We start from the raw sequence: 23,174 nt of genomic DNA on the forward strand, positions 1-23,174 counted from the left end.
TGTCTGTGGTGAGGGGGGGGCCTGTGATAAGGGGCTTGTCTGTGGTGAGGGGGGGTGCCTGTGATAAGGGGCTTGTCTGTGGTGAGGGGGCTTGCCCCCGTTGGGTCGCGAAGCGATCCTGAAACCTGCAGACTCAACGTGCCAGGCTTACCGCGTGCAAGGTTCTTACGACGGCTGCGCCGCCGAACGGGGGCAAGCCCCCTCGCCACAGGCAAGCCCGCCTCACCACAGGCAAGCCCCCTCGCCACAGGCAAGCCCGCCTCACCACAGGCAAGCCCCTCGCCACAGAAACAAGTGATTAGATCAGATGAAGATGGTTGTCCCAGAGGCCTGCGGGCAGGTCCAGCGGTTTTGCGACGAGATCTTTCTGCCGGCAATCGTAATACCGGCAGCGTCCCTGACCGGAGGTCACGACGAAGCCATCCGCCACTGCACCGACGCCAGCGCAATCGGCAAGCGGCGCATCCAGGCGCACTTCGCCGCTGTCCAGGTCCCAGATGAAAAAGCGGTTGCCCCGCGGCGCCGTCAACGCCACAAGGCGTAAATCGCTGTGCACCGCGACGCTGGCGGTGTAATGCCCCATGGCTTGCAATTGATGTTCCGCCACCGGAAAGGCCATAAAGGGTTGGCCCGGTCGCTTGATCGCCAAAAGCTCAGACGGTTCGTGAGACGGGCCCATGAACTGCTGACCGGCGACAATCGTGCCGTCGCCTGCGATGCCCAGGTGACGCACGCTGTTCATCTGCTGTGAAAGGGTTTCCTTGCTCAGCAGCGTACCGTCGCGATGCATCAGTACCAGACTCGGCTCCATCGCATTCAGGTTCATCTCGACCCGGCTTTCCGCCTCGGTGCGAATGCCGCCGTTGGCGACCACCAGGGTTTCGCCATCCGGCATCCAGGACACTTGATGCGGGCCGATGCCGTGAGTGGAAATCTCGCCGCTGTGCACCAGTCGTTCACCTTCGAACTTGTATACCCCGAGCAGGCCGCGGCCTGGATCGGAGGTGTCGTTCTCGGTCGCATACAACCAGTCGCCGCTCTTGTGGATCACGGCGTGACCGTAAAAATGCCGGTGTGGCAGCGATGTCACGGTTTGCAACAATGTGCCGTCGCGCAGATCGATCAGGTAGCTCTCGGTGCCTGGCCTGCGGGCGACGAACAGCGCGATTGGCAGCTCAGGGTGATTGATGATGTCGTGGCAACGCTGGCCGACTTGCGTGGCGAACGCTCGCGTGCCGTCCAGCCGGTAACCGACGGCGTAATGCTTGCCGTCACCATCATCCCGCGCTGACAGCAGCAGCGGGCTTTTATCCTTTTGCTTGAACAGCGTCCAGCCGCCCAGTGTCACTGCTCCCAGCAGCAAACTACCTAAAGTCAGAGCCTGACGTCGCAGCATGGCACTTGTCCTCATCAGTCACCGTCGTTGGCGTTAAAGCCCAGTTGGATGCCCAGCGCCTTGGCCAGTTCGCCTTCGTGCAGGCGATGGACGACATTGAGGCTGTCATAGATGTCGTTGAGTTGCTGGCGACCGGCATCGTCGTTGAGCATCTCGGTCAGTGAACGCTGGTTGCTGGCAAACAGTTTCAGGGAGGCAGCGTAAGCGGCGTCTATTTTGTCAGCGAGCGGTTTCTGCTCGCTCGGCAACAGGCCGCGCAAGCCTTTGTTGTCGACGCCTTCCCAAACCGTTTTGGCGGCGGCGAGACTGGTTTCCAGACCGCTTAGCGAAGAATGGCTGCGCCATGCATCGGCCTGGAACGGCTGCGGTACGCCTTTGCTCTGGCGGCCCATCGGTGTGCCGAGTTTCTTTTTCAGGCTGTCGAGGGCCGTGACCTGCACGCGCAGCAGGTCGGCAATCGCCTCGTGGGAGTCGGCGTAGCGCTGGTTGGGAAATTTGCTCATCTGCGCGAGCATGCCGTCGGTGTTGTTCCAGCCTTTGAGGATCTCTTCGGCCAGTTGTTTCTGGTGTTCGCCAATCGCGATCAGCAGCGGGCAGTATTTGTTTTTTTGTGCATCATTGGCGACGTCGGGCTTGCTGTCGAACAGGATATATTCGTAGGCGGACAGGCCTTGTACAACGACGCTGGATTTGGCCAGTGCGGCCGCATCGATCTGCGGCTGCGCAGTCACCAGTTGCTCGACCTGACGGCCCACGAGGTTTTTCTTGTCCGGCCAGAACTGCACCGACCAGGCGCGATTGCCTTCGGCCAGTGGCCCTATCAGCAGCGGTTGCAACTCGGCCCAGGCTTTCTGCGCATGGAGGAAATCGGCGCGAGCGGTTTCGAGGTCCGATTTACCCTCGCAGTAGGCCAGAGCGCTGACGGCGAGCTGGCGGTCGGCCTCAACCCAGCGTGTGTAAGTCGGCAGGATCACCGATTTGGCGATGGCTGCCGAAGTAACCGCCTGCGGATCTTGCGGAGCGCAGGCTCCGAGAGCGAGTGCAGCAAGGCTGGTGAACAACAATTTGGGACGGAACATGTCGGGCTCCCGCTTATGGAATGGGTATTAAAGGGAATTCAAAAACGCCAGCAGCGCAGCGCGCTGGCCGGCATCGAAAGACAAAACCTTTTGCTGTGCCGCGCTCGCTTCGCCGCCATGCCAGAGCACAGCTTCGAGCAGATTGCGGGCACGGCCATCGTGTAAAAACCGGGTGTGGCCGCTGACCGCTTGCGTGAGGCCGATGCCCCACAGAGGTGGGGTGCGCCAGTCGCGTCCACCGGCCTTGAATTCAGTACGGTTGTCGGCCAGGCCATCGCCCATGTCATGCAACAGCAGATCGCTGTAGGGACGAATCACCTGATTGGCCAGTTCGGGTTCGCTGGCATTGGCGGCGGTGGTGTATTTCGGTGTGTGACAAGACTGGCAGCCGGCCTGGAAAAACAGGGTTTTGCCCGCCAGCACCTCAGGGGAGCTGACATCGCGGCGGGCCGGTACGGCGAGATTACGGCTGTAGAACAGCACCAGGCGCAGGATGTTATCGCTGACTTCAGGTTCGCCATCCGGACCATTCCCGTTGGGAGCCTGCTTGCACGCGATCTGTGCGTCGGTGCAATCATCAAACGGGCGCAGGCTGGTGGTGAGGCCCATGTCACCGGAAAACGCGTGAACATTCTGCTGGTTGAGGTTCGGTTGACCGGCCTTCCAGCCAAATCGGCCGAGAACGGTTTTCTGCTGAACGTCATCCCAGACCCTATTCGGCCGGCCGGCAATGCCTTTGTTGTCCCTGGCCTGAGCCGCGGCGTTGGCCAGAATCGCCTCCTCGGGAATAGCTTCGAGCAAGCCCAGGCCGATCATCGGTGGCGCAACCCGGGCCGAGAAACGTGTGTCGGGATGCATCGGGCCGTAGCCGAGCTGGGTGATCTGCAGCTTCGGTTTTTGCAATTCCACTTCACTACCGTCCTTGAAGCGGACCGGCACGGGCGTGTAATCAACGCGGACCTTACCCTCGGGTATGACGCCGGGCACTGACATGTCCTGAAACTGCCCGCCATACACCGGCTCGGGGACGACACCCAGCTGCTCGATGACCTTGGCGTACGCCGGCGAATCGGGAATTGACAGGCGCACCAGCATCGAAACCGCATTTAGTGCCCCAGGCGCCGGCGGATGGCCGCGGCCATCCTTTATGTGGCAGTTCTGGCAAGCGTTGGTGTTGAACAATGGGCCGAGACCGTCCCGCGCTGTAGTGGTCGCCGGAGCGATGACCCAGGGGTTGCGAAAAAAGCTGTTGCCGACGCTGAAATCCACGCGCCGCGACGGCGGGAGATTGGCGGATGGCAGGGAAAACGAATTTTGATCAGTCTTGCGCACCGTCGCGCTGCCACCGGAGCGGGCTTCACCGGGTTCGGCTTTAGTGAAAAGCGGGCCGTCATCGCAGGCACTCAGGCCCAAGGCCAGAAACAGTGCGAGCAAACGAGGAGGCAGCGAGGGCATCAAGACATCCTGCGAGACGAGCAAAACAAAGGCGCAAAGTCTAACAGGGCAGGGGAGATTGAATAAGAGGAATTATCGTTTGCTAGGTGTTCAACACATTTCACTGAAGGTCGCGACTCCTGTGGGAGCGAGCCTGCTCGCGATGGTGTGTCAGGCGACACTTGTGCAACTGATACACCATCGCGAGCAGGCTCGCTCCCACAAGGGAGGCGGTGTTTGGCAGACATGAAAAAGGCGACCCTCACAAGTCGCCTTTTCATTCAGCCAGCGTTGATCAGAATTCGTGATCGGCGTTGTCCGGGTTCAGGTCGGTGATGCCCAGTTTACCGGCAGCCGATTCGATCGAACCGGTCTGCTTGACCAGCGAGGCGATGGCGTCGCGGACGATCTGGTTGCCAGCAGTGTTGCCGGCGGCGATCAACTGGTCGTAGTGCTCACCCTTGTTGGCGTGATCGACGATGACCTGCATCTTCGCTTCGGTCGCAGCCAGGTCGGCTTTCAGCGCGGTGTCGGCAACCGGGTCGGCCTTCGCTACCAGCGAGGACAGGCTCGCGCCGGTCATCTTGGTGCCGTCAGCGCGGGTGTATTCGCCCAGGTAAACGTTACGAATGCCTTTGGCATCGTAAAACTGCGAGTTATGGGTGTTGTCGCTGAAGCAATCGTGTTCATCTTCCGGGGAGTTGGCTTCCAGGGAAACCTTCATGCGCTCGCCCGCCAATTCGCCCAAGGACAAGCTGCCCATGCCGAAGAGCATTTTGCGCAGGCCGGTCTCGCCCGGTTCAGCTTCCAGGGTGGCGCGATAGTTGTCGGTCACGTTCGGCTTCCAGTTGCCGACCATTTCCTCCAGATCGCTGACCAGCAGCTGGGTGGCGGCTTTCAGATAAGCACGACGACGCTCGTTGTGACCGCCGGTAGCGCCAGCGCCTTCCAGGTAGTCGGAGGCCGGACGGTTGCCAGCGCCCGGGCCGGTACCGTTCAGGTCCTGGCCCCACAGCAGGAATTCGATCGCGTGGTAACCGGTGGCAACGTTGGCCTCGGCACCGCCCAGCTCATTCAGGCTGGCGAGTTTTTCCGGGGTGATGTCTTTGACATCGACCTTGTCTTCGCCGACCTGAACTTCGCTGTTGGCGATGATGTTGGCGGTAGCGCCCGGGTTACCCAATGCGTGTTCGTAGGATTTGTCGGTGTAGTCAATCAGGCCTTCGTCCAGTGGCCAGGCGTTCACCTGACCTTCCCAGTCGTCAATGATGGTGTTGCCGAAGCGGAACACTTCACTCTGCAGGTAAGGTACGCGAGCAGCGACCCAGGCAGCCTTGGCGGCGTCGAGGGTCTCGGCATTCGGCTTGGCGAGGAACGCGTCGACGGCCGTTTGCAGGGTTTTCGCGGTCGATTCGGCATCGCTGTAAACGGCGAAAACGATGTCGGCGTAATGCGCAACGACGGCTTTGGCCGCAGCTTCATCGACTTTACCGGCGGCCGCTGGCGCAGTGGCCGGAGTCGGGGCCGGGGCCGTGGCAGCTGGAGTCGGCGCTGGCGCAGCAGCTTTGTCTTTGCCTTCGCCACAACCGGCGAGGGAAATAGCGATGGCCAACAGACTGGCGGTAGCCAGAGGCATACGAATCATGGCGAACATCCTGCTTCGAGAGAGGGTGGAATGGCGCAGCTAGCGCGCAAAGCTGCGACATAATGCAAATCTTTCGCATTATGTGTAAAGAGTTGTGGTTGTAAATATTTCTTATTCACATGAAAGATCGCAGCCTCGTTTCACTCGACAGCTGCTACGGATGCTCCCGATCACCGTAGCAGCTGTCGAGTGAAACGAGGCTGCGATTACGAAATGCCCCCGATTCACCGTAGCAGCTGTCGAGTGAAACGAGGCTGCGATCTTTGGGTCTTCACAAGATGGCTGCATTGCTGCGCTGCGCCTGTTTCAGATACGCGCCCAATTCCCGTGCCGGCAGAGGCTTGCTGTAGAAGTAGCCCTGACCTTCATGGCAGCCTTCGGAAATGATGTAGGCCTCTTGTTCGGCGGTCTCAACACCCTCGGCTATGACCTGCATGCCCAGACTTTTGCCCAGCTGGATGATGGCCCGGACGATGGTCGCATCGTCGTCGTCATCGAGCAGGTCCTGAACGAAGCTCTTGTCGATCTTGATCTTGTCCAGCGGCAGGCTTTTCAGATAACTCAACGATGAGTAGCCGGTGCCGAAGTCGTCGATCGCGATCAATGCGCCGGAACGACGCAAACTCAGCAAGTGCTGAGCGGCGGTGCTGATATCTTCCATCAGGCCGGTTTCAGTCACTTCCAGTTCCAGGCTGCGCGGCGGCAGGCGATACATCTGCAGCAGATTGTTGACCACGCGGGGCAATTCGGCGTGGTGCAACTGAACGGTGGACAGGTTGACAGCCATACGCAGGTCGGTGAAGCCTTGGTCATGCCAGTCGCGCAGCTGTTTGCACGCTTGATCGAGCACCCATTCGCCGATGGCAATGATGGTACCGTTCTGCTCTGCCAACGGAATGAACAGGTCAGGCGGAACCAGCCCGTGCTCGGGATGCTGCCAGCGAATCAAAGCCTCGACGCCCACCACGCGGTTGTCGCGATAGCTTATTTGCGGTTGGTAAACCAGGTAGAACTGATTGCGGACAAGGGCGTCACGCAGGTCTTTTTCCAGTTCGCGACGGCGGCGCATCTCTGTATCGACACTGGCGATATAGAACTGGTAACGGTTGCGCGAGCGCGTCTTGGCCAGAGTCATGGTCTGCTCGGCTTTCTGCAACAGCTTCTCGGTGCTGTCGCCGTCTTCCGGGAACAAGGTGATGCCGATAGTCGCGCGCAGGCGAATCTCTTGATGATCGAGGGCAAACGCCGCTTCCAGATCATCGAGAATGCTTTGCGCCAGCTCGGCCGCTTCGTAGGGTTGTTCGATATCCGCCTGAACCAGCGCGAACTGATCGCCGCCAAGTCTCGCCAGCGCGCCCAGCCGGCCGCTGTGGGCGCGCAGGCGGTCCGCCAGAGCGAGCAGTAATTGATCGCCGGTCTGATAGCTGAACTGTTCATTGATGCCTTTGAAATCATCGAGACCCACGCACAACACCGCTACCCGGCGTTGCAATTTGCCTGCGTCGACGAGGATCTTGTCCAGCTGTTGCTGCAGTTTTTGGCGGTTGGGCAGGCCGGTCAGGAAATCGTATTGAGCCATGCGCAGCAAGCTGTTTTCCGCTTCGTGGCGCAGGTGGGTGTTGCGTTCGATGGATTCGAGTAACTGGTTGGCGGTGTTGATCCAGATCCCCAGTTCATTTTTTTCATGGCCCTTGAGTTGCGGAATCTTGTGTTCGCTTGGGCGATCGGGGTTGATTTCCGTCAGGTGCTCGATGATTCGCGACAACGGCTTGGTCAGCAGCCAGTGATAAACCAGATACAGCACAAGGCCCATGGCCAAAGCGCGCAGCACTCCGGAAATGAAGATGATCACGGAGCTGACGATGAAGCCCTGGCCGTAGGTGGCGGTGTCGAGAGTGATGCTCAGGTCACCGTAATATTCGCTGTAGGGGCCGCGTCCCACCAATTGGGTGGTGAAGGTGCTTTCCTGGCCGAGGATCAGGTCGGTGAGCCAGCGGCTGTTGGATTGCTGCAGGTCTCGGGTCTTTTGCGCGAGCATGGCTTCGTTGGGGTGGCCGATGGAGGCCTGGCGTACCGCAGCATCCTGAAACAGGCCTTCGATGACTTGCATGCCCATTTCCCTGTCCAGGCTGTAGACGGCCTGTGTCGAGGGGTCGCGGAACATGTCGAGGATGCGCTCGGCATCGCTGGCCACGGCCTGGCGTGTCTTATAGGCATCAAAAACAATCTGCGCGCAGCTCAATACCACGCCGACGATCAATGCCGACAACAGCACGACCCGGAGCAGCTTCACCGACAAGCTGTTCTTGAGTTCCAGCTTCAAAGAGTCATTCCTTGTTCCGTGCGGTAGCATCAAGTTGCCATGAGTATTGGCAATCCGGTGATGGCAGTCAAAGGGACAATCAAACACAGGGGGATTTGCCTGTGGGTTGGCCGTAGTGCTGGCGTCTGGATGAATACTGTGTCGGTTACTGGGTCCTTCAACTTTAGGCGCAATTCGGACTAATTTTCCGTTGGGTTGATGTTAGACGGCTGTGGCGTTGGGGCAAGGGCTTGGGGGCTGGTTTGATTGTGGGAAATTGGCCTGTTTTCTGTAGGGGTGTAGTTTGGCGACGCCGGGTTCGATGGGATCTTGGCCGATGTGGTTTTTTTGAGTGGGGCATAGCCGTTTCATCGGTGATGGCGGATGTTGGTTTCGCCCTTAACGCGTTCGCATTGGGGTGCGCGGTCCCCACACTTTTCACCACACCAAAAAAAACCCGGCTAAAAAGCCGGGTTTTCTGACTGGCGTGTACTCAAGCGGTGAAGGTTTTGCCTTCGAACTGCTCAGCCACGAATTTCCAGTTGACCAGGTTCCAGAACGCTTCGACATACTTTGGACGAACGTTGCGGTAGTCGATGTAGTAAGCGTGTTCCCAGACATCGCAGGTCAGCAGCGGGGTGTCGCCGCTGGTCAGCGGGTTGCCGGCACCGATGGTGCTGGCCAGGGCCAGCGAACCGTCAGCCTTTTTCACCAGCCAGCCCCAGCCGGAACCGAAGGTGCCGATGGAGGTTTTGCTGAACTCTTCCTTGAACTTGTCGAACGAACCGAAGGAAGCATTGATTGCTTCGGCCAGTGCGCCGGTCGGTTGACCGCCAGCGTTTGGCGCCAGGCAGTTCCAGTAGAAAGTGTGGTTCCAGACCTGAGCGGCGTTGTTGAATATACCGCCCGAAGAAGTCTTGACGATTTCTTCCAGAGTCTTGCCTTCGAACTCGGTGCCTGGCACCAGGTTGTTCAGGTTCACGACATAGGTGTTGTGGTGCTTGTCGTGGTGGTATTCCAGAGTTTCCTTGGAAATGTGCGGCTGCAGGGCATCGTGTGGATAAGGCAGCGGCGGCAATTCGAAAGCCATGATAATTCTCCTAATCAGGTCAGTTGCGGTGAGCGCAAGGCCGATCACGGGCGGCCAAACAAGCGCCGGGGAGTTTGTACTCTTTGCGGCGCAGGGTTTGGATCATAGCACCGGGGGTGCGGCATAACCACGCAACAACTGTGTGGAATAGAGGTTCCAGAGCCTTTTGGAATAATCAGCCGGCCACGATCAATTGAAGGGCAACGGCGAACATCATTACCGCAACCAACAGGTCAAGGATTCGCCAGGTGCCGGGCCGCGCCAGCCAGGGTGCGAGCCACGCCGCGCCCAGCGCCAGCGTGAAAAACCACAACAGCGACGCCGTGGCTGCGCCCACCACGTAGGCACTGGGGTCGGTTTGCTGGGCCCCAAGGGAACCGATCAACAAGACGGTGTCCAGATAAACGTGTGGGTTGAGCAGCGTGACGGCCAGCGCGCTGAGCATTACCGCACGCAACGACCGGACCGTCTGGTTTTCTCCCTGCTTCAGACTCTGCTTCGAAAAGGCGCGGCGCAGCGCGAGACTGCCGTACCACAGCAAAAAGGCCGCACCGCCCCAACGCGCGAATGCCAGCAACGTCGGGTTTTGCGCCAGCACCGTGGCCAGGCCGAAAACGCCCGCAGCGACCAGCAACGCATCGCACGCCACACACAGGGCCGCCACCGGCAGATGATGTTCACGCCGCAGGCTCTGGGCCAGCACAAACGCATTTTGCGTGCCGATGGCCATGATCAGCCCGGCGGCGACCAACAGGCCGTTTACATAGCTCTGCCACATAACGTTCTACTCCGCATTCGCTGCGAGATCGCGCAGCACGTGCAGGGCGCGTTCCGCATCGACCTGAGCAACGAATAGATGATCGTGAAAATAGCCAGCCACCACGTTGCAACTGATGGCGGCCTGGGCCAGTGCGCTGGCAAACGCGGCCGTTAAACCCACGGCTTCGAGGGACGAGTGCACATTCAGCGTGATCCAGGCTGCCACGTAATCGAAATGGAAACCGGCTCGCTCGGCGTCGGAGCGTTCCAGAATGACGGTCAGACCTTCCTGCTCGCGAAAGCTGCCGATGATCTCAACATCGGTCGGCATTTTCTCGTCGCTGAGGGTGCAAAAAACGTATTCGCCCGCATTCAACTGCGGACTCATGCTGCAAATGAGCTTCACCAGTGAAGTTTCGCCGGTCATGTCGATGTCCTGTTTCGAGAGTTCTTGCTGGCCATTTTCCAGTTCCTGCATGTATAAGAAAAACCAATCATGCTGATCGCTCATTAGGAAAACTGATGTTCGACTACAAATTGCTTTCTGCCTTGGCCGCTGTGATTGAACAGGCCGGATTCGAACGTGCCGCGCAAGTGCTCAACGTGTCGCAATCAGCCATCTCGCAGCGCATCAAATTGCTCGAGGCGCGCGTTGGCCAACCGGTGCTGGTGCGCGTGACGCCCCCGGCCCCGACCGAGATTGGTCGACGGTTACTCAACCACGTGCAGCAGGTGCGCCTGCTCGAGCGCGACCTGCAAACCCTGGTGCCGGCGCTGGATGACGAAGGCCTGCCGGAACGCCTGCGTGTTGCTCTCAATGCCGACAGCCTCGCCACTTGGTGGGCGCCAGCGATCAGCATTTTTTGCGCAGAGCAGCATTTGTTGCTCGACCTGATCGTCGAAGACCAGACAGTCGGGCTCAAACGGATGCGCGCAGGTGAAGTGGCGGCCTGTCTCTGCGCCAGTGAACGCCCGGTGGCCGGCGCACGCAGCGTGTTGCTGGGCGCGATGCGCTATCGGGCGTTAGCCAGCCCGGCGTTCATTGCCAGACATTTTCCCGAAGGCGTACGCGCCGAGCTGCTGTCGAAAACGCCGGCATTGGTCTTTGGGCCGGATGATTTGCTACAGCACCGCTACCTTGCATCCCTCGGAGTAGGCGGCGGTTTTCAACACCACCTATGCCCATCGTCCGAAGGATTCATTCGCTTGACCGAGGCCGGACTGGGCTGGGGCCTGGTGCCGGAATTGCAGGTGCGCGAGCAACTGAAAAACGGCCAGTTGATCGAGTTGCTGGCAGATAAACCGATCGATGTGCCGCTGTACTGGCATCATTGGCGCAATGGCGGGCAGTTACTGGGCCTGCTCACCGATCAGTTGGTGCGTTCGTCGAAGCAGTGGCTGGTGCCTTGGGAGCAGCGGTAAGCGTCAAGCTGCAAGCCGCAAGTAATGCGCTTGCAGACGGTTATTTATTTGCAGCCTGAAGTGAAATTAGCACTGCATTCGTTGGAGCAATTCATGAAGATTCTGGTTACCGGCGCAAGTGGTTTCATTGGCGGACGCTTTGCGCGCTTCGCTCTGGAGCAGGGCCTGGACGTACGGGTCAACGGTCGTCGGGCCGAAAGCGTCGAGCACCTGGTACACCGAGGCGCCGAGTTCATCCCGGGTGATTTGAACGATGCGGATCTGGCGCGGGCGCTGTGCTCCGACGTAGATGCAGTGGTGCATTGCGCTGGTGCGGTCGGCTTGTGGGGGCGCTATCAGGATTTTCATCAAGGCAATGTTCAGGTCACTGAGAACATCGTTGAAGCCTGCCTGAAACAGCGGGTTAGACGCCTGGTGCATTTGTCCTCCCCGTCGATTTACTTCGACGGCCGCGATCATCTTGGTCTGACCGAAGAGCAAGTGCCCAAGCGCTTCAATCATCCCTATGCCGCGACCAAGTACCTGGCGGAGCAAAAAGTTTTCGGCGCTCAGGAGTTCGGCCTCGAAACGGTGGCGCTGCGTCCGCGTTTCGTGACCGGGGCCGGTGATATGAGCATCTTTCCACGTTTGCTCAACATGCAGCGCAAGGGACGGCTGGCAATCATCGGCAACGGTTTGAACAAGGTTGATTTCACCAGCGTGCAAAACCTCAATGAAGCGTTGCTCAGCAGTTTGCTGGCCGGCGGGTCAGCCTTGGGGAAGGCCTACAACATCAGCAACGGTACCCCGATTCCGTTGTGGGATGTGGTCAATTACGTCATGCGTCAGATGGAAATCCCGCAAGTCACGCGCTACCGTTCCTACGGATTGGCCTACTCCGTTGCCGCACTCAACGAAGGCGCGTGCATGCTCTGGCCGGGGCGTCCGGAGCCGACGCTGTCGCGCCTCGGCATGCAGGTCATGAACAGGAATTTCACCCTGGACATCAGCCGCGCCCGGCATTACCTGGATTACGATCCCAAGGTCAGTCTGTGGACGGCGCTTGATGAATTCTGCGGCTGGTGGAAGGCTCAGGAAATTCGCTGAAACGGCTTCACTGAACCGAGCTACAGGTTCAGGGTCAATCGCTGCGCCCTTGGGGGTTATACTCGTCGCATCAAGCCATCACCATGTTTTACAAAGGTTGACTGAATGCCCATGCGTAACGATGCCAACGACGATTTCGACAACGTGCCGAGCCTGCGTGCCGACATCCTCGATGACGATTTCCCGACCAATTCGCGCAACAGCGTGCATTCGCGCACCGCGCCGGTGGTCAAGGTCAAGGCCCCCAGCACCGGTCCACTGTGGGCGTTGGTCGGCGCCTTGTTCTTCGCGTTCGCCGGCCTCGCCTGGTGGAGTTTCCAGCAGATTTCGCTGATGGAGCAGCAACTGGTCGCCACGCAGGAAAGCTTCGCGAGAATCAGTGAGGAAGCGGCTGGGCGCTTGCAGGACATTTCTGGCCGGGTCGTCGCCAGCCAAACCAATGTCAGCAGCGACAGCGAAGCATTGAAGCTGCAAATCAAACAGCTGGAAAATCGACTGCAGGATCAGAGCCAACAGCAACAGGGCGTGGCGGGCCAGGCCTCGGAACTGGACAAACGACTGGCGCAGATGACTACGCAAACCGTTGATCTGGACAAGCGCCTCGCGCAATTTACGGCGCAGAACACCGAGCAGCAGACCGTCAATACCCAGTTGCAGGCGCAGGTTAAAACCCTGACTGGCGAACTGACCGCGTTGAAAACCGCCACCGCTGACAGCGGACAATATGACGCCCAACTTAAAAGCATTGGTGCCGATATCGTCGCCCTGAAAAAACAGGGCAACCCGGGCGCGGCCATTGAGCGGCTCGAACAAGACATCATCGTGTTGAAAAGCCAGCAGGACAATCGCCCGGCCCAAGGCGCGGCCAGCACGGCCGAGTTCGATGCGTTTCGCGGCCAGGTCACTCGAAGCATCAATACGCTGCAAGCGCAGATTCAGAATCTGCAGCAGCAGCTGCGGGCGAAGCCTTAGCCCGACCAACGCCGCACGCCACAGCTGCGCCTTATGTAGCAGCTGTCGAGCCTGCGAGGCTGCGTCCGGCTGCGAAGCAGTCGTCAACTGGCTGTCCTGATGAAGTATTTGGCATGACCGAGCGACTGGTCTGACGTAGCCTGCGCAGCCGGACGCAGCCTCGCAGGCTCGGCAGCTGCTACAGACGAAGGCTCGCAGGCTCGCAGGCTCGGCAGCTGCTACGGACGAAGGCTCGCAGGCTCGCAGGCTCGGCAGCTGCTACAGACGAAGGCTCGCAGCCTCGCAGGCTCGGCAGCTGCTACGGACGAAGGCTCGCAGGCTCGCAGGCTCGGCAGCTGCTACGGACGAAGGCTCGCAGGCTCGCAGGCTCGGCAGCTGCTACAGACGAAGGCTCGCAGCCTCGCAGGCTCGGCAGCTGCTACGGACATAGCTCGGGGAGCTATCTCAAACCAGGCGTGAGGTCGGGCAGCCAATCCATTCTGGATGTTGCTCAACCTCCATACATTTCGCCAACCGTCTACGCTCTCCTGACACCGATAAGAACGAGGGGAATGCGCAATGGCGGTTTTGCACAAGTTGATCCTGTTGGGCGGGATGCTGTTGCTGTGCCTCGGCCAGGCTCAGGCGGCCGGGACTGAGCAGGAGGACAGTCAGGCCGCGCGGGCCCTGCTGGAAAAGGCCTTGGCCTACTATCACGATAACGGCGACAAAGCGTTCGCGGCGTTCAGTCGTCAGGGTGAATTCGTCGACAAGGACCGTTACGTTTTTGTTGTCGATACCAAAGGCGTCATGCTCGCGAGCGGCGGCCCGTCTTCGGCGTTGATCGGGCGTGATGTTTCGGATGTGCTCGGGCCGGATGTGCAGAAAGCATTCAAGGAAGCCTTGAAAGTGCCTGAAGCCAATGGCATTCAGCAGGCTGAATACCGCTGGCAGAACTGGTCCGATGGCAAGGTCGAGCGCAAGCGCGTGTACTACCAACGCATCGGCGAACGCATTCTGGCTGTGGGTTATTACTTGCCGCGAGCTTCGGCGGAGCAGGCCATGGCCTTGTTGAACGAAGCGGCGACGGATCTGACCAAGGACGAGAAGGGCACGCTGACTGCAATCAACTCGCTCAAGGGTGGGTACTTGCAGGACGACCTCTATGTATTCGTCGTCGATCTGGACACTCAGCGCTACGTCGCCCATGGCACCAACCTGCGCTTGATCAACACCGATTTCAACAAGATCAAGGATCCAGAGGGCAAACCCGTGGGCGAGCCGATTCTGGCTTTGATTGCCAGGCAGGATCACGGCGAATACGCCTACCGCTGGAAGAATCCGGTGACCGGCAAGGTCGAGGACAAACACGCTTACCTGAAAAAGGTCGGGCACTTCCTGGTGGCGGTGGGTTATTACAGCCCTTGATTTGCGGTGCCTGCAATACCGCTGTTGCGAGCGTGCCGCGACAGCGGGCAACTCGACTTATCGAACTTTATCCTCTCGCCCTCGCAGCACATTGTCTGGCATCACTGTCGCAGCAGCCAGGCCCAGCAAGGACACCGCCGCACTGACCATCAGCAAGTGGCGGAAGGTCAGCAATAACTCCGCACGCAAAGCATTGCGCGCATCCCCGGGCGCCGCATTCAAACCGTCGAGCAAGACATTGCCGGAACTGCCCTCAGCCATTAAAGCCGACCCGGTCAAGTGGGCGAAACTGGAATCCTGCAACAACGCTAGTAACAGCGCCGACATCAATGCGACCCCCACCGCGCCACCGAGAGAACGGAACAGGTTGGTCGTGCTGGTGGCCACGCCGATGTCCCGTTGCTCAACCGAATTTTGCGTGCCGACCAAAGAGGTCGGGAACTGCATGCCGCCGGCGATGCCACTGAGCAACATGAACAGGCTACTGAGTAGCAGTGCCTGCGGCGGGCTGTACGCCATGCCGAGGATGGCGATCGGCATGAGCAGGGCGCCTGAGAGAATCATGGGTTTGTAGCGACCGGTCACCGACGTCCGGCGTCCGGCGAAGTAGGCTCCGATCGGCAATCCTATGGCCAGGGGCAGCAGGTGCAGCGCCGCGCTGTCGGCGCCATCGCCGGTGACACTCTGAAAGCGCAACGGCATCAGTACGATCAGCGAGATCGCCTGGAAACTGGTGAAAAAGACCGTGCACCAGCACAACACTGCACTGCGATTGGCAAACAGATGCATGGGCAGCAGCGGTTCGCGGGTACGACGCTCATGCCACACGAACAGCGCGAGGAAGATCACTGAGCAAACCAGCAAGCCCAGCACTTCGGCGCTGCGCCAGGCATGGCCCTGACCGATCTCGGTAATACCCAGCAACAAGGCAGTCAATCCGATGATCAGCAGCAGTGTGCCCAGGTAGTCAATCACCGGTTTACGTTGCGGCACTGGCAAGCCGACCAGCGTGCGATGAGCGACCAGCAGGGCGCCAAGGCCTAGCGGCAAATTGATCAGGAAGACCCAGCGCCACGACAGATACTCGGTCATGTAGCCGCCGAGTACCGGCCCGGCGACACTGGCCACTGCGTACATGCTGCTGAAATAGCCCTGATAGCGGCCGCGCTCGCGCGGGGGCACGATGTCGCCGATGATCGCCTGGCTGACCGAAATCATCCCGCCTGCACCGATGCCTTGAACGATTCGCGCCAGGACCAGTTGCTCCATGCTCTGGGCGATGCCGCAAAACAGGGAGGAGATCGTGAACACGGCCATGCCGAACAGCATCAGTTTGCGGCGGCCGTACAAATCGCCGAGCTTGCCGTAGATCGGCACGGCCACGGTCATCGCCACCATGTATCCGGAAATCACCCAGGCCAGCAGGCTGACATCCTTGAATTGCGCGGAAATGGCCGGCATTGAAACCGCGACAATGGTTTGATCCAGCGCGCCTAGAAAAATCGCCAGCATCAGGGCGATCAGTACGCTGCGAATGGCCGGTTTTGGCGAGTCGGGCTGAGTGAGAGTGGTCACGATAAACCTGCGGGCAGTGATTCCCGCAAGGTGAGGCGAGCGGGCGAGTGCTCGCCAGTGTAAGTCGGTAGCAGGCTATTCGATAGCCTCGTACGGGAGTCCGACGTAATTTTCCGCGATGGTTTTTCGACCCGCCTCGGAGTCGGCGAAGTAATCCAGTTCCGATTCGGCGATGCGTTGGCTAAAAGCATCATGATCGTCAAAGCGGTGCAGCATAGAGGTCATCCACCAGGAAAACCGCTCGGCTTTCCAGACCCGGCGCAGGCAGACTTCGGAGTATGTATCGAGCAGATCGATGCGGCCTTCGCGGTAGACCTTCAGCAAGATATTGAACAGCGTACTGACATCGCTGGCGGCCAGGTTCAGGCCCTTGGCGCCCGTCGGCGGGACGATGTGGGCGGCGTCGCCGAGCAAAAACATGCGCCCGTACTGCATCGGTTCGACGACAAAACTGCGCAGCGGCGCGATGCTTTTTTCAATCGAAGGACCTGTCACCAGCGCCGCCGCCAGTTCAGCAGGCAGACGCGCCTTGAGCTCATCCCAGAAGCGAGGATCGGACCAGTCCTCGACGTTGTCTCCGGTCGGCACCTGCAGGTAATACCGGGTACGGCTTGGCGAACGCATGCTGCACAGGGCAAAGCCGCGTTCGTGACGAGCGTAAACCAGTTCCTCGTTGACCGGTGGCGTGTAGGCCAGAATACCCAGCCAGCCAAACGGATAGACCCTTTCGAACACCTTGAGGCAATCGCTCGGAATCGACTGCCGCGCCACACCGTGAAAGCCGTCGCAACCGGCGATGTAATCGCAATCAAGCCGCCAGGTTTCACCGTCCTGCTCGAAGGTGACATAGGGTTCAGCGGTTTTCATGCCGTGGGGCTGAACGTTGCTTGCCTGATAAATCGTCTGCGCACCCGCGTCCCGACGGGCGGCCATAAGGTCGCGGGTGACCTCGGTCTGGCCGTAAATCATGACGTTTTTGCCGCCGGTCAAACCGTGCAGATCAATGTGCACGCGCCGTCCGCCAAGCACCAGTTCGAAGCCATCGTGCAGCAAACCTTCGGCGTCCATGCGCTGACCTACGCCGGCTTGCCGCAACAGCTCGGTCATGCCTTGCTCCAGCACTCCTGCGCGAATTCGCCCGAGCACATAATCTGGGGTTTTGCGTTCAAGGATGAGGGTGTCAATTCCGGCGTTATGCAGCAGTTGGCCGAGCAACAGGCCTGCGGGACCGGCGCCGATGATGGCGATTTGAGTTTTAAGCGTTTTCATTATTTTTATGGCTCGCAAGGTCCACGCAACTCGAGTCGGTGGAAGATCGTTTATGGATCGAGTGCTTGCATTTTTCCCTTGCGAGTTCGGCAATTGAAGGTGAAAACTGAGCCGAAAGCTGCACATTCTGCCAATCGGTGCGATTATCGCCCGTCATCCCCCAGAGGCCTGGACTGACGTTATGAACAAGCCTGACCTGCCTTCCATCCCGGTGTTCAAGCTCTACGGCGAAAGCCTGGACTGGCCCACCCCGGACTTGTTGCACTGTGAAACCATTTCCGCGCGTAGCCGCGAACACCATTGGGAGATCAAACCCCACCGCCACGCCGATTTGTCACAATTGCTGTTCGTATTCAAAGGTCAGGCAGAGCTTGAAATCGAAGGCAAACGTACGCAGCTGAACGAGCCGACAGTATTGGTGTTGCCGGCGTTGTCGGTACATGGCTACCGATTTTCCGAGGATGTCGAAGGGTATGTCGTGACGCTGGCAGCGCCGCTGGTAGCCCATCTTCAGTCGCAACTGGGCAACTCGATAAACGCATTGGCGCATGCGCAAAGCTACCCGGCGGGTATGGACAGTGACTATCTGAACAGCCAGTTCTGCGCACTGCAGATTGAATACACTGGTCATCAACCGGCGCGGGAGATGCTGATGCATGCGCTGGTCAGCGTGATCATGGTCTGGGTCAGTCGGCAGGTGATTGAGCGTCACAAGGCCAGTCAAAGGCCGCAGCGGGCGAGGGAGTACCTCAATGGTTTCATTAAACTGGTTGAAGAAACCTATCGCCAGCACGTAAAGGTCGAGGATCTCGCGCATCGCCTGGGGATTTCCGTTTCACACCTAAACGGCACGTGCCGTGAGCTGGCCGGGCAGCCAGCGTTACAAATCATGCATGAGCGCCAATTGCTTGAAGCAAAGCGTCTGCTGACCTACACCAGCATGACCATTTACGAAATGTCCGACGTATTGGGTTTTTCCGATCCGACCAACTTCACGCGCCTGTTCCGCCGCCGGGTGGGAATTTCGCCAAAGGCTTTTCGCGACCGCTTGAAGGCCGAGTCGGAGAACGACATCTGATGCCTTCCGCTAGCGAAGGGCGTTGAGCGTCGCGTTGTGGGGAATGCAGCGCTCGACGTTACAACTCGCGTATTCACGGGGCAGTTGTCGCAATTGCTCCACCCGCCAGGCTGCGGTCCCGTATAGCGCCAATGTGGCCGCGCAGGTGATGAAAATCGTGAGATACCTTCTTGTTTTGATGTTCATGGCGTAGACCTCTGAACGAATACCCGTGGGTACTGCTTTCAGTTTAGGTCAGCGTGTGGGAGTTGCCAGTGGAAGAGGGGTTGCTTCTATGCGGTCATTCAGAACGCTGATGAGCCCCTGTGGGAGCGGGCTTGCTCGCGAAGGCATGGCGAGCCTAAGCGAGCCACCGGACGTCAGGGGCAAGAGCATTTGGTTACTTGGTGCTTCTCCAAGTGACTCGCTGTAAAAGCGAAACCAATGTATGCCCTCACCGAAGAAACGGATATGTACACCCTGCGAAATGCTTTGGTCAGTGGGAGGCGAGCCTGCCTTGCGGCGTTCCAACCCTCAGCGCGATTGCGCCTGCTCCACCAGCCACCCCATCAATTCGCGCAACTTCCCTGAAGGCCCAGGCTTCTGCGGAAACACCAGGTAGTATGCCAACCCCGTCTTCACCTTCAAATCAAACGGCATCACCAGCCGGCCTGCGCTCAGGTCATCGCCGATCAGCGACCAGTCGCCGATTGCCACACCGGTGCCTTGCGAGGCCATTGACATGGCCAGGTCCAGCGTTTCGAAATGCTGGCCCATGCTGACATTGCTCAACTGCACGTTGGCCGTTTTCAGCCATGCATTCCAGTCGCGTTCGTCCCGGGTCGGGTGCAATAACAGATGCTGCTGCAGATCCTCAGGCGTGCGCAGCGGCACCGCGCCGTCCAGCAACGGCTGCGAACACACGGGCGTCAGTTGTTCGTCGAACAAATGAAAGGAGCTCAGCGCGGTATCCGGCGGGGGACCGTATACAACCGCCGCGTCGAACTGCTCACGATGAAAATCCACTCCGTGACTGATCGTGTTGGTCAGTTGCACCGGCACATCGGGACGCTCTTTTTGCCATTGCATCAGCCTTGGCAATAACCAGCGCATCACACAGGTAGGCGCTTTCAGGCGCAGGGTTTCGCGTCTTTCGCCAATTTGCTGCACCGCTTCGTCGATCAATACGAAGGCCTGCTGCACGCTCGGTAACCATTCACGCCCTTCAGCTGTCAGTTGCAAACCGCGCGCCTGGCGAATGAACAACGCATAACCCAGATGATCTTCCAGGCCGGCGATCTGTCGGCTCACCGCACCTTGGGTGATGTGCAGTTGCTCTGCCGCGCGGGTGAAGTTGCAGCATTGCGCCGTGATCAGAAAAGTGTGCAGCGCTGGCAGGGGAGGCAATCGTTTCATGGGGATCCGAGGTATGACGTGACAACATGGCTAGTATGACTTTTTATCCATTGTTGCGGCTACCTGTCGCCCGTTCCAATGAGGCCATTGCCGGATCTGCCGAATCATCATGAACAGTGTGCAGGCCCGGCGTCCCAAACGAACAAGAAGGGCATAGACATGGCGACGTGCGGCGAAGTATTGGTCAGGTTACTTGAGGATTACGGAGTCGAACAGGTATTCGGCATCCCCGGCGTGCATACCGTGGAACTGTATCGCGGGCTCGCTGGTTCGGGCATCAACCACGTGACGCCGCGCCACGAGCAGGGCGCCGGTTTCATGGCCGATGGCTACGCGCGCACCAGTGGCAAACCGGGTGTGTGCTTCATCATCACCGGGCCGGGCATGACTAACATCACCACGGCCATGGGCCAGGCCTACGCCGACTCGATCCCGATGCTGGTGATTTCCAGTGTGCAAACGCGCGGCCAGTTAGGCGGCGGTCGCGGCAAGCTGCATGAGCTGCCGAACCAGAGTGCGCTGGTCGCTGGCGTGTCGGCGTTTTCCCACACCTTGATGTCGGCGGCGGAATTGCCGGGGGTGCTGGCGCGAGCGTTTGCCTTGTTCCAGGCCGGTCGTCCGCGTCCTGTGCACATCGAAATTCCGCTGGACGTGCTGGTGGAAGACGCCGACCAACTGCTCGCCAGTCGCCCGGTGAACATTGACCGGGCGGGCGCTTCGCCCAGCGCAATCGGGCGTATGAGCAAATTGCTCGCCACGGCAAAACGCCCCCTGATTCTCGCCGGTGGCGGTGCGATCGAAGCGGCGGCCGAGCTGACTGAGCTGGCTGAATTGCTGGACGCCCCGATGGCCCTGACCATCAATGCCAAAGGTATGCTCGAATCCAACCATCCGTTGCTCATCGGCTCGACCCAGAGCCTGGTTGCCACGCGCGCCCTGGTGGCCGAGGCTGATGTGGTATTGGCGATCGGCACCGAGCTGGCCGAGACCGATTACGACGTCACTTTCGCGGGCGGGTTCGAGATTCCCGGCGCACTGCTGCGCGTGGACATCGACCCGGACCAGACCGTGCGTAACTACCCGCCGCAAGTAGCGTTGGTGGCCGACTCGCGCAACGCCGCCCAGGCGTTGCTGAGTGCGTTGTTGCAGACGTCGCTGGCCGAGCGCCGCAGCGATTGGGGCCAGGCGCGCGCCGCTCGCTTGCGCAACGAACTCGCCGCCACCTGGGATGCACCCACACTGGCCCAGACCCGCTTCCTGGAAACCGTTCTGCAGGAGTTGCCAGACGCCGTCTTCGTCGGCGATTCGACGCAACCGGTGTACACCGGCAACCTGACCTTCAACCCGCAGCGTCCGCGTCGCTGGTTCAACTCGTCCACCGGTTACGGCACCCTTGGTTACGCGTTGCCGGCGGCGATAGGCGCTTGGCTCGGCGGCAGCTGCGACAACGGCGTGTGTCCTCCAGTGGTGTGTCTGATTGGTGATGGCGGCCTGCAATTCACCTTGCCGGAACTGGCGAGCGCCGTCGAAGCGCGAACACCGGTCATTGTCCTGCTGTGGAATAACCAGGGCTACGAAGAAATCAAAAAGTACATGGTCAACCGCGCGATCGAGCCGGTCGGCGTGGACATCTACACCCCGGACTTCATCGGCGTCGCCAAAGCGCTCGGCTGCGCGGCTGAAGCGGTCGACGGTGTCGAGCAATTGCGTCACGCGCTGCGTAGTGCAGCCGATCGCCAGGGCCCGACGCTGATTGAAATCGATCAAGCGCAATGGATGAAGGCGGTGGCGAAATGAATTTCCCGACGAATCTGCAAGGACTGTTTATCGATGGTCAATGGTCGGCCGGCAGCGAGCATCTGCGCGTGATCAACCCGGCCACTGAAGCGCTGCTGACCACCGTCAACGGCGGCGATGCCCGAGCCGTCGATCAAGCCGTGCGAGCCGCAACGGCCGCGTTCAGCGAATGGTCGAAAACCACCGGCGCCGACCGTGGCGCGATCCTGCGCAAGATCGCGGCGGGCGTGCAGGCCGCCCGTGAACAGCTGATGAATGTGCAATCGAGCAACAATGGCAAACCCTTGTTCGAAGCGGCCATCGACGTCGACGACGTGATCGCCACTTTCGACTATTACGCCGGGCTGGCCGAGGCACTCGACGCGCAGCAGGACAACGCTGTGCAGTTGCCGAACGAGGATTTCAGTGCGCGCCTGCGTCGCGAGCCTTGCGGTGTGGTCGGGCTGATCGTGCCGTGGAATTTCCCCATGGTGACCACCGCGTGGAAACTCGCCCCGGCGCTGGCGGCCGGTTGCTGCGTGGTGCTAAAACCCTCCGAGGTGACGCCGCTACCGGAGCTGCAACTGGCCCGAATAATCGCCGACGCAGGCTTGCCCAAAGGTGTGTTCAATCTGGTCTGTGGCACTGGCCTCGTTGTCGGCGCGCCGCTGTCGGCTGACCCGCGCATTGCCAAAATATCCTTCACCGGCAGCAACGCGGTCGGCGTGCAGGTGATGCAGCGGGCGGCCGAAAGTGTGAAGGGCGTAAGCCTGGAGCTGGGCGGCAAATCCTCGCTGCTGGTGCTCAAAGACGCCGACATGGAACTGGCCGTGGAGCTGGCCTGTGGCGGTGGTTTCTTCAATGCCGGGCAAATGTGTTCGGCCACCAGCCGGGTGCTGGTCGCTGATGAACGGCTGGACGAATTTCTTGTTCGTTTGAAGACCCGCGCCGAAGCCATCCGCGTGGCTGATCCGTTCGATCCGAACGTGGAAATGGGCGCACTGGTCAATCAAGCGCAATACCAGCGCGTGCTTGGCCACATTGATCGCGGTTTGAGTGCTGGCGCCAGGCTGCTCTGCGGCGGCAATCGTCCGGCGGATCTTTCCCGCGGATATTTTCTGCAGCCGACGGTTTTCACTGACGTGCCGTTGGACAGTGCATTGTGGTGCGAAGAGATCTTCGGCCCGGTGATCTGCGTGCGCAGCTTTGCTGCTGAAGCCCAGGCGATTGCCCTGGCCAACGACAGCCAGTTTGGCCTGGTGGCCAGCGTGGTCACTCGCGACGCTGAAACTGCAGATCGGGTCGCTAACGACTTGCAGGCGGGGCTGGTGTGGATCAACGCGCCGCAAGTGATCTTTCCGCAGACAGCATGGGGTGGTTACAAACAGAGCAGCATTGGTCGCGAGCTGGGCCCTTGGGGCTTGCAGGCATTTCAGGAAATAAAACACGTGATCAGGGCGGTCTGAGATTTTAACGGCGCGCAGGGTCG

18 protein-coding genes are annotated in these 23,174 nt (G+C 59.7%); 7 read left to right on the forward strand and 11 right to left on the reverse strand.

The genetic code is table 11. The features are described from left to right. Positions 1-298: 298 nt before the first annotated feature. The 8 genes from F8N12_RS23785 to F8N12_RS23820 all read right to left on the reverse strand — a co-directional run bounded on the left by F8N12_RS23785 (position 299) and on the right by F8N12_RS23820 (position 10,132). Positions 299-1,396: a DUF1513 domain-containing protein gene (locus tag F8N12_RS23785; protein WP_150582550.1), complete on the reverse strand. Its 1,098-nt coding sequence runs from the start codon at positions 1,394-1,396 to the stop codon at positions 299-301. Positions 1,397-1,410: 14 nt separating this feature from the next. Further along, positions 1,411-2,475, reverse strand: a complete 1,065-nt coding sequence (locus F8N12_RS23790) for an imelysin family protein (protein ID WP_150582551.1) — start codon at positions 2,473-2,475, stop codon at positions 1,411-1,413. Positions 2,476-2,502: 27 nt separating this feature from the next. Beyond that, a complete protein-coding gene (locus F8N12_RS23795; protein WP_150582552.1) occupies positions 2,503-3,930 on the reverse strand; it encodes a di-heme oxidoredictase family protein in 1,428 nt (475 codons plus the stop codon). Positions 3,931-4,204: 274 nt separating this feature from the next. Then, positions 4,205-5,554 carry an imelysin family protein gene (locus F8N12_RS23800; RefSeq protein WP_150582553.1) on the reverse strand — a complete coding sequence of 450 codons (1,350 nt, stop codon included), beginning with the start codon at positions 5,552-5,554 and terminating at the stop codon, positions 4,205-4,207. 271 nt (positions 5,555-5,825) lie between these two features. Continuing rightward, the gene (locus F8N12_RS23805) at positions 5,826-7,907 is read right to left on the reverse strand and encodes a putative bifunctional diguanylate cyclase/phosphodiesterase (RefSeq protein ID WP_412072160.1); all 2,082 of its coding nucleotides are present in this window, start codon (positions 7,905-7,907) and stop codon (positions 5,826-5,828) included. A gap of 442 nt (positions 7,908-8,349) precedes the next feature. Next, positions 8,350-8,946 (reverse strand): superoxide dismutase, encoded by a 597-nt coding sequence (locus F8N12_RS23810; protein ID WP_150582555.1) that lies wholly within the window; start codon positions 8,944-8,946, stop codon positions 8,350-8,352. A 175-nt stretch (positions 8,947-9,121) separates the two neighbouring features. Further along, entirely contained in the window at positions 9,122-9,724 is a 603-nt protein-coding gene (locus F8N12_RS23815) for a LysE/ArgO family amino acid transporter (RefSeq protein WP_150582556.1), read from the reverse strand. Positions 9,725-9,730: 6 nt separating this feature from the next. Next, positions 9,731-10,132, reverse strand: coding sequence for an ACT domain-containing protein (locus F8N12_RS23820; protein WP_150582582.1), 402 nt, complete (start codon positions 10,130-10,132; stop codon positions 9,731-9,733). A gap of 95 nt (positions 10,133-10,227) precedes the next feature. Between F8N12_RS23820 and F8N12_RS23825 the strand changes: the two genes are divergently transcribed. From F8N12_RS23825 to F8N12_RS23840, 4 genes are all read left to right on the forward strand, one after another. Further along, the gene (locus F8N12_RS23825) at positions 10,228-11,127 is read left to right on the forward strand and encodes a LysR family transcriptional regulator ArgP (protein ID WP_150582557.1); all 900 of its coding nucleotides are present in this window, start codon (positions 10,228-10,230) and stop codon (positions 11,125-11,127) included. A gap of 93 nt (positions 11,128-11,220) precedes the next feature. After that, positions 11,221-12,213 (forward strand): NAD-dependent epimerase/dehydratase family protein, encoded by a 993-nt coding sequence (locus tag F8N12_RS23830; RefSeq protein ID WP_150582558.1) that lies wholly within the window; start codon positions 11,221-11,223, stop codon positions 12,211-12,213. Positions 12,214-12,318: 105 nt separating this feature from the next. After that, complete coding sequence (locus F8N12_RS23835) at positions 12,319-13,185, forward strand: ATPase (RefSeq protein WP_150582559.1); 867 nt, start codon at positions 12,319-12,321, stop codon at positions 13,183-13,185. 558 nt (positions 13,186-13,743) lie between these two features. Beyond that, entirely contained in the window at positions 13,744-14,592 is an 849-nt protein-coding gene (locus F8N12_RS23840; protein WP_150582560.1) for a cache domain-containing protein, read from the forward strand. Between the two features lie 57 nt (positions 14,593-14,649). Here the strand turns inward: F8N12_RS23840 and F8N12_RS23845 are convergent, their stop codons facing one another. Together F8N12_RS23845 and pobA are read right to left on the reverse strand one after the other, a co-directional pair. Beyond that, the gene (locus tag F8N12_RS23845; RefSeq protein ID WP_150582561.1) at positions 14,650-16,167 is read right to left on the reverse strand and encodes an MDR family MFS transporter; all 1,518 of its coding nucleotides are present in this window, start codon (positions 16,165-16,167) and stop codon (positions 14,650-14,652) included. A gap of 75 nt (positions 16,168-16,242) precedes the next feature. After that, positions 16,243-17,436, reverse strand: coding sequence for a 4-hydroxybenzoate 3-monooxygenase (gene pobA / locus F8N12_RS23850; protein WP_150582562.1), 1,194 nt, complete (start codon positions 17,434-17,436; stop codon positions 16,243-16,245). Positions 17,437-17,617: 181 nt separating this feature from the next. On the opposite strand from pobA, the gene F8N12_RS23855 reads away from it, so the two are divergent. Further along, positions 17,618-18,514, forward strand: coding sequence for a helix-turn-helix domain-containing protein (locus F8N12_RS23855; protein ID WP_150582563.1), 897 nt, complete (start codon positions 17,618-17,620; stop codon positions 18,512-18,514). 513 nt (positions 18,515-19,027) lie between these two features. Here the strand turns inward: F8N12_RS23855 and F8N12_RS23860 are convergent. After that, positions 19,028-19,909, reverse strand: a complete 882-nt coding sequence (locus F8N12_RS23860; RefSeq protein WP_150582564.1) for a LysR substrate-binding domain-containing protein — start codon at positions 19,907-19,909, stop codon at positions 19,028-19,030. Positions 19,910-20,068: 159 nt separating this feature from the next. Between F8N12_RS23860 and F8N12_RS23865 the strand changes: the two genes are divergently transcribed. Beyond that, positions 20,069-21,706, forward strand: a complete 1,638-nt coding sequence (locus F8N12_RS23865) for a 5-guanidino-2-oxopentanoate decarboxylase (protein WP_150582565.1) — start codon at positions 20,069-20,071, stop codon at positions 21,704-21,706. Beyond that, the gene (locus F8N12_RS23870; protein ID WP_150582566.1) at positions 21,703-23,151 is read left to right on the forward strand and encodes an aldehyde dehydrogenase family protein; all 1,449 of its coding nucleotides are present in this window, start codon (positions 21,703-21,705) and stop codon (positions 23,149-23,151) included. Before F8N12_RS23865 ends, F8N12_RS23870 begins: the two co-directional genes overlap by 4 nt. Positions 23,152-23,174 lie beyond the last annotated feature (23 nt).

Origin of the sequence: Pseudomonas fluorescens (assembly GCF_902497625.1) — a bacterium.
Lineage (GTDB): Bacteria > Pseudomonadota > Gammaproteobacteria > Pseudomonadales > Pseudomonadaceae > Aquipseudomonas > Aquipseudomonas fluorescens_BQ.

Coding starts and splice junctions, on each gene's coding strand:
- F8N12_RS23785 (WP_150582550.1), bottom strand. CDS start 1,396: ATGCTGCGACGTCAGGCTCTGACTTTAGGTAGTTTGCTGCTGGGAGCA.
- F8N12_RS23790 (WP_150582551.1), bottom strand. CDS start 2,475: ATGTTCCGTCCCAAATTGTTGTTCACCAGCCTTGCTGCACTCGCTCTC.
- F8N12_RS23795 (WP_150582552.1), bottom strand. CDS start 3,930: ATGCCCTCGCTGCCTCCTCGTTTGCTCGCACTGTTTCTGGCCTTGGGC.
- F8N12_RS23800 (WP_150582553.1), bottom strand. CDS start 5,554: ATGATTCGTATGCCTCTGGCTACCGCCAGTCTGTTGGCCATCGCTATT.
- F8N12_RS23805 (WP_412072160.1), bottom strand. CDS start 7,907: ATGCTACCGCACGGAACAAGGAATGACTCTTTGAAGCTGGAACTCAAG.
- F8N12_RS23810 (WP_150582555.1), bottom strand. CDS start 8,946: ATGGCTTTCGAATTGCCGCCGCTGCCTTATCCACACGATGCCCTGCAG.
- F8N12_RS23815 (WP_150582556.1), bottom strand. CDS start 9,724: ATGTGGCAGAGCTATGTAAACGGCCTGTTGGTCGCCGCCGGGCTGATC.
- F8N12_RS23820 (WP_150582582.1), bottom strand. CDS start 10,132: ATGACCGGCGAAACTTCACTGGTGAAGCTCATTTGCAGCATGAGTCCG.
- F8N12_RS23825 (WP_150582557.1), top strand. CDS start 10,228: ATGTTCGACTACAAATTGCTTTCTGCCTTGGCCGCTGTGATTGAACAG.
- F8N12_RS23830 (WP_150582558.1), top strand. CDS start 11,221: ATGAAGATTCTGGTTACCGGCGCAAGTGGTTTCATTGGCGGACGCTTT.
- F8N12_RS23835 (WP_150582559.1), top strand. CDS start 12,319: ATGCCCATGCGTAACGATGCCAACGACGATTTCGACAACGTGCCGAGC.
- F8N12_RS23840 (WP_150582560.1), top strand. CDS start 13,744: ATGGCGGTTTTGCACAAGTTGATCCTGTTGGGCGGGATGCTGTTGCTG.
- pobA (WP_150582562.1), bottom strand. CDS start 17,436: ATGAAAACGCTTAAAACTCAAATCGCCATCATCGGCGCCGGTCCCGCA.
- F8N12_RS23855 (WP_150582563.1), top strand. CDS start 17,618: ATGAACAAGCCTGACCTGCCTTCCATCCCGGTGTTCAAGCTCTACGGC.
- F8N12_RS23860 (WP_150582564.1), bottom strand. CDS start 19,909: ATGAAACGATTGCCTCCCCTGCCAGCGCTGCACACTTTTCTGATCACG.
- F8N12_RS23865 (WP_150582565.1), top strand. CDS start 20,069: ATGGCGACGTGCGGCGAAGTATTGGTCAGGTTACTTGAGGATTACGGA.
- F8N12_RS23870 (WP_150582566.1), top strand. CDS start 21,703: ATGAATTTCCCGACGAATCTGCAAGGACTGTTTATCGATGGTCAATGG.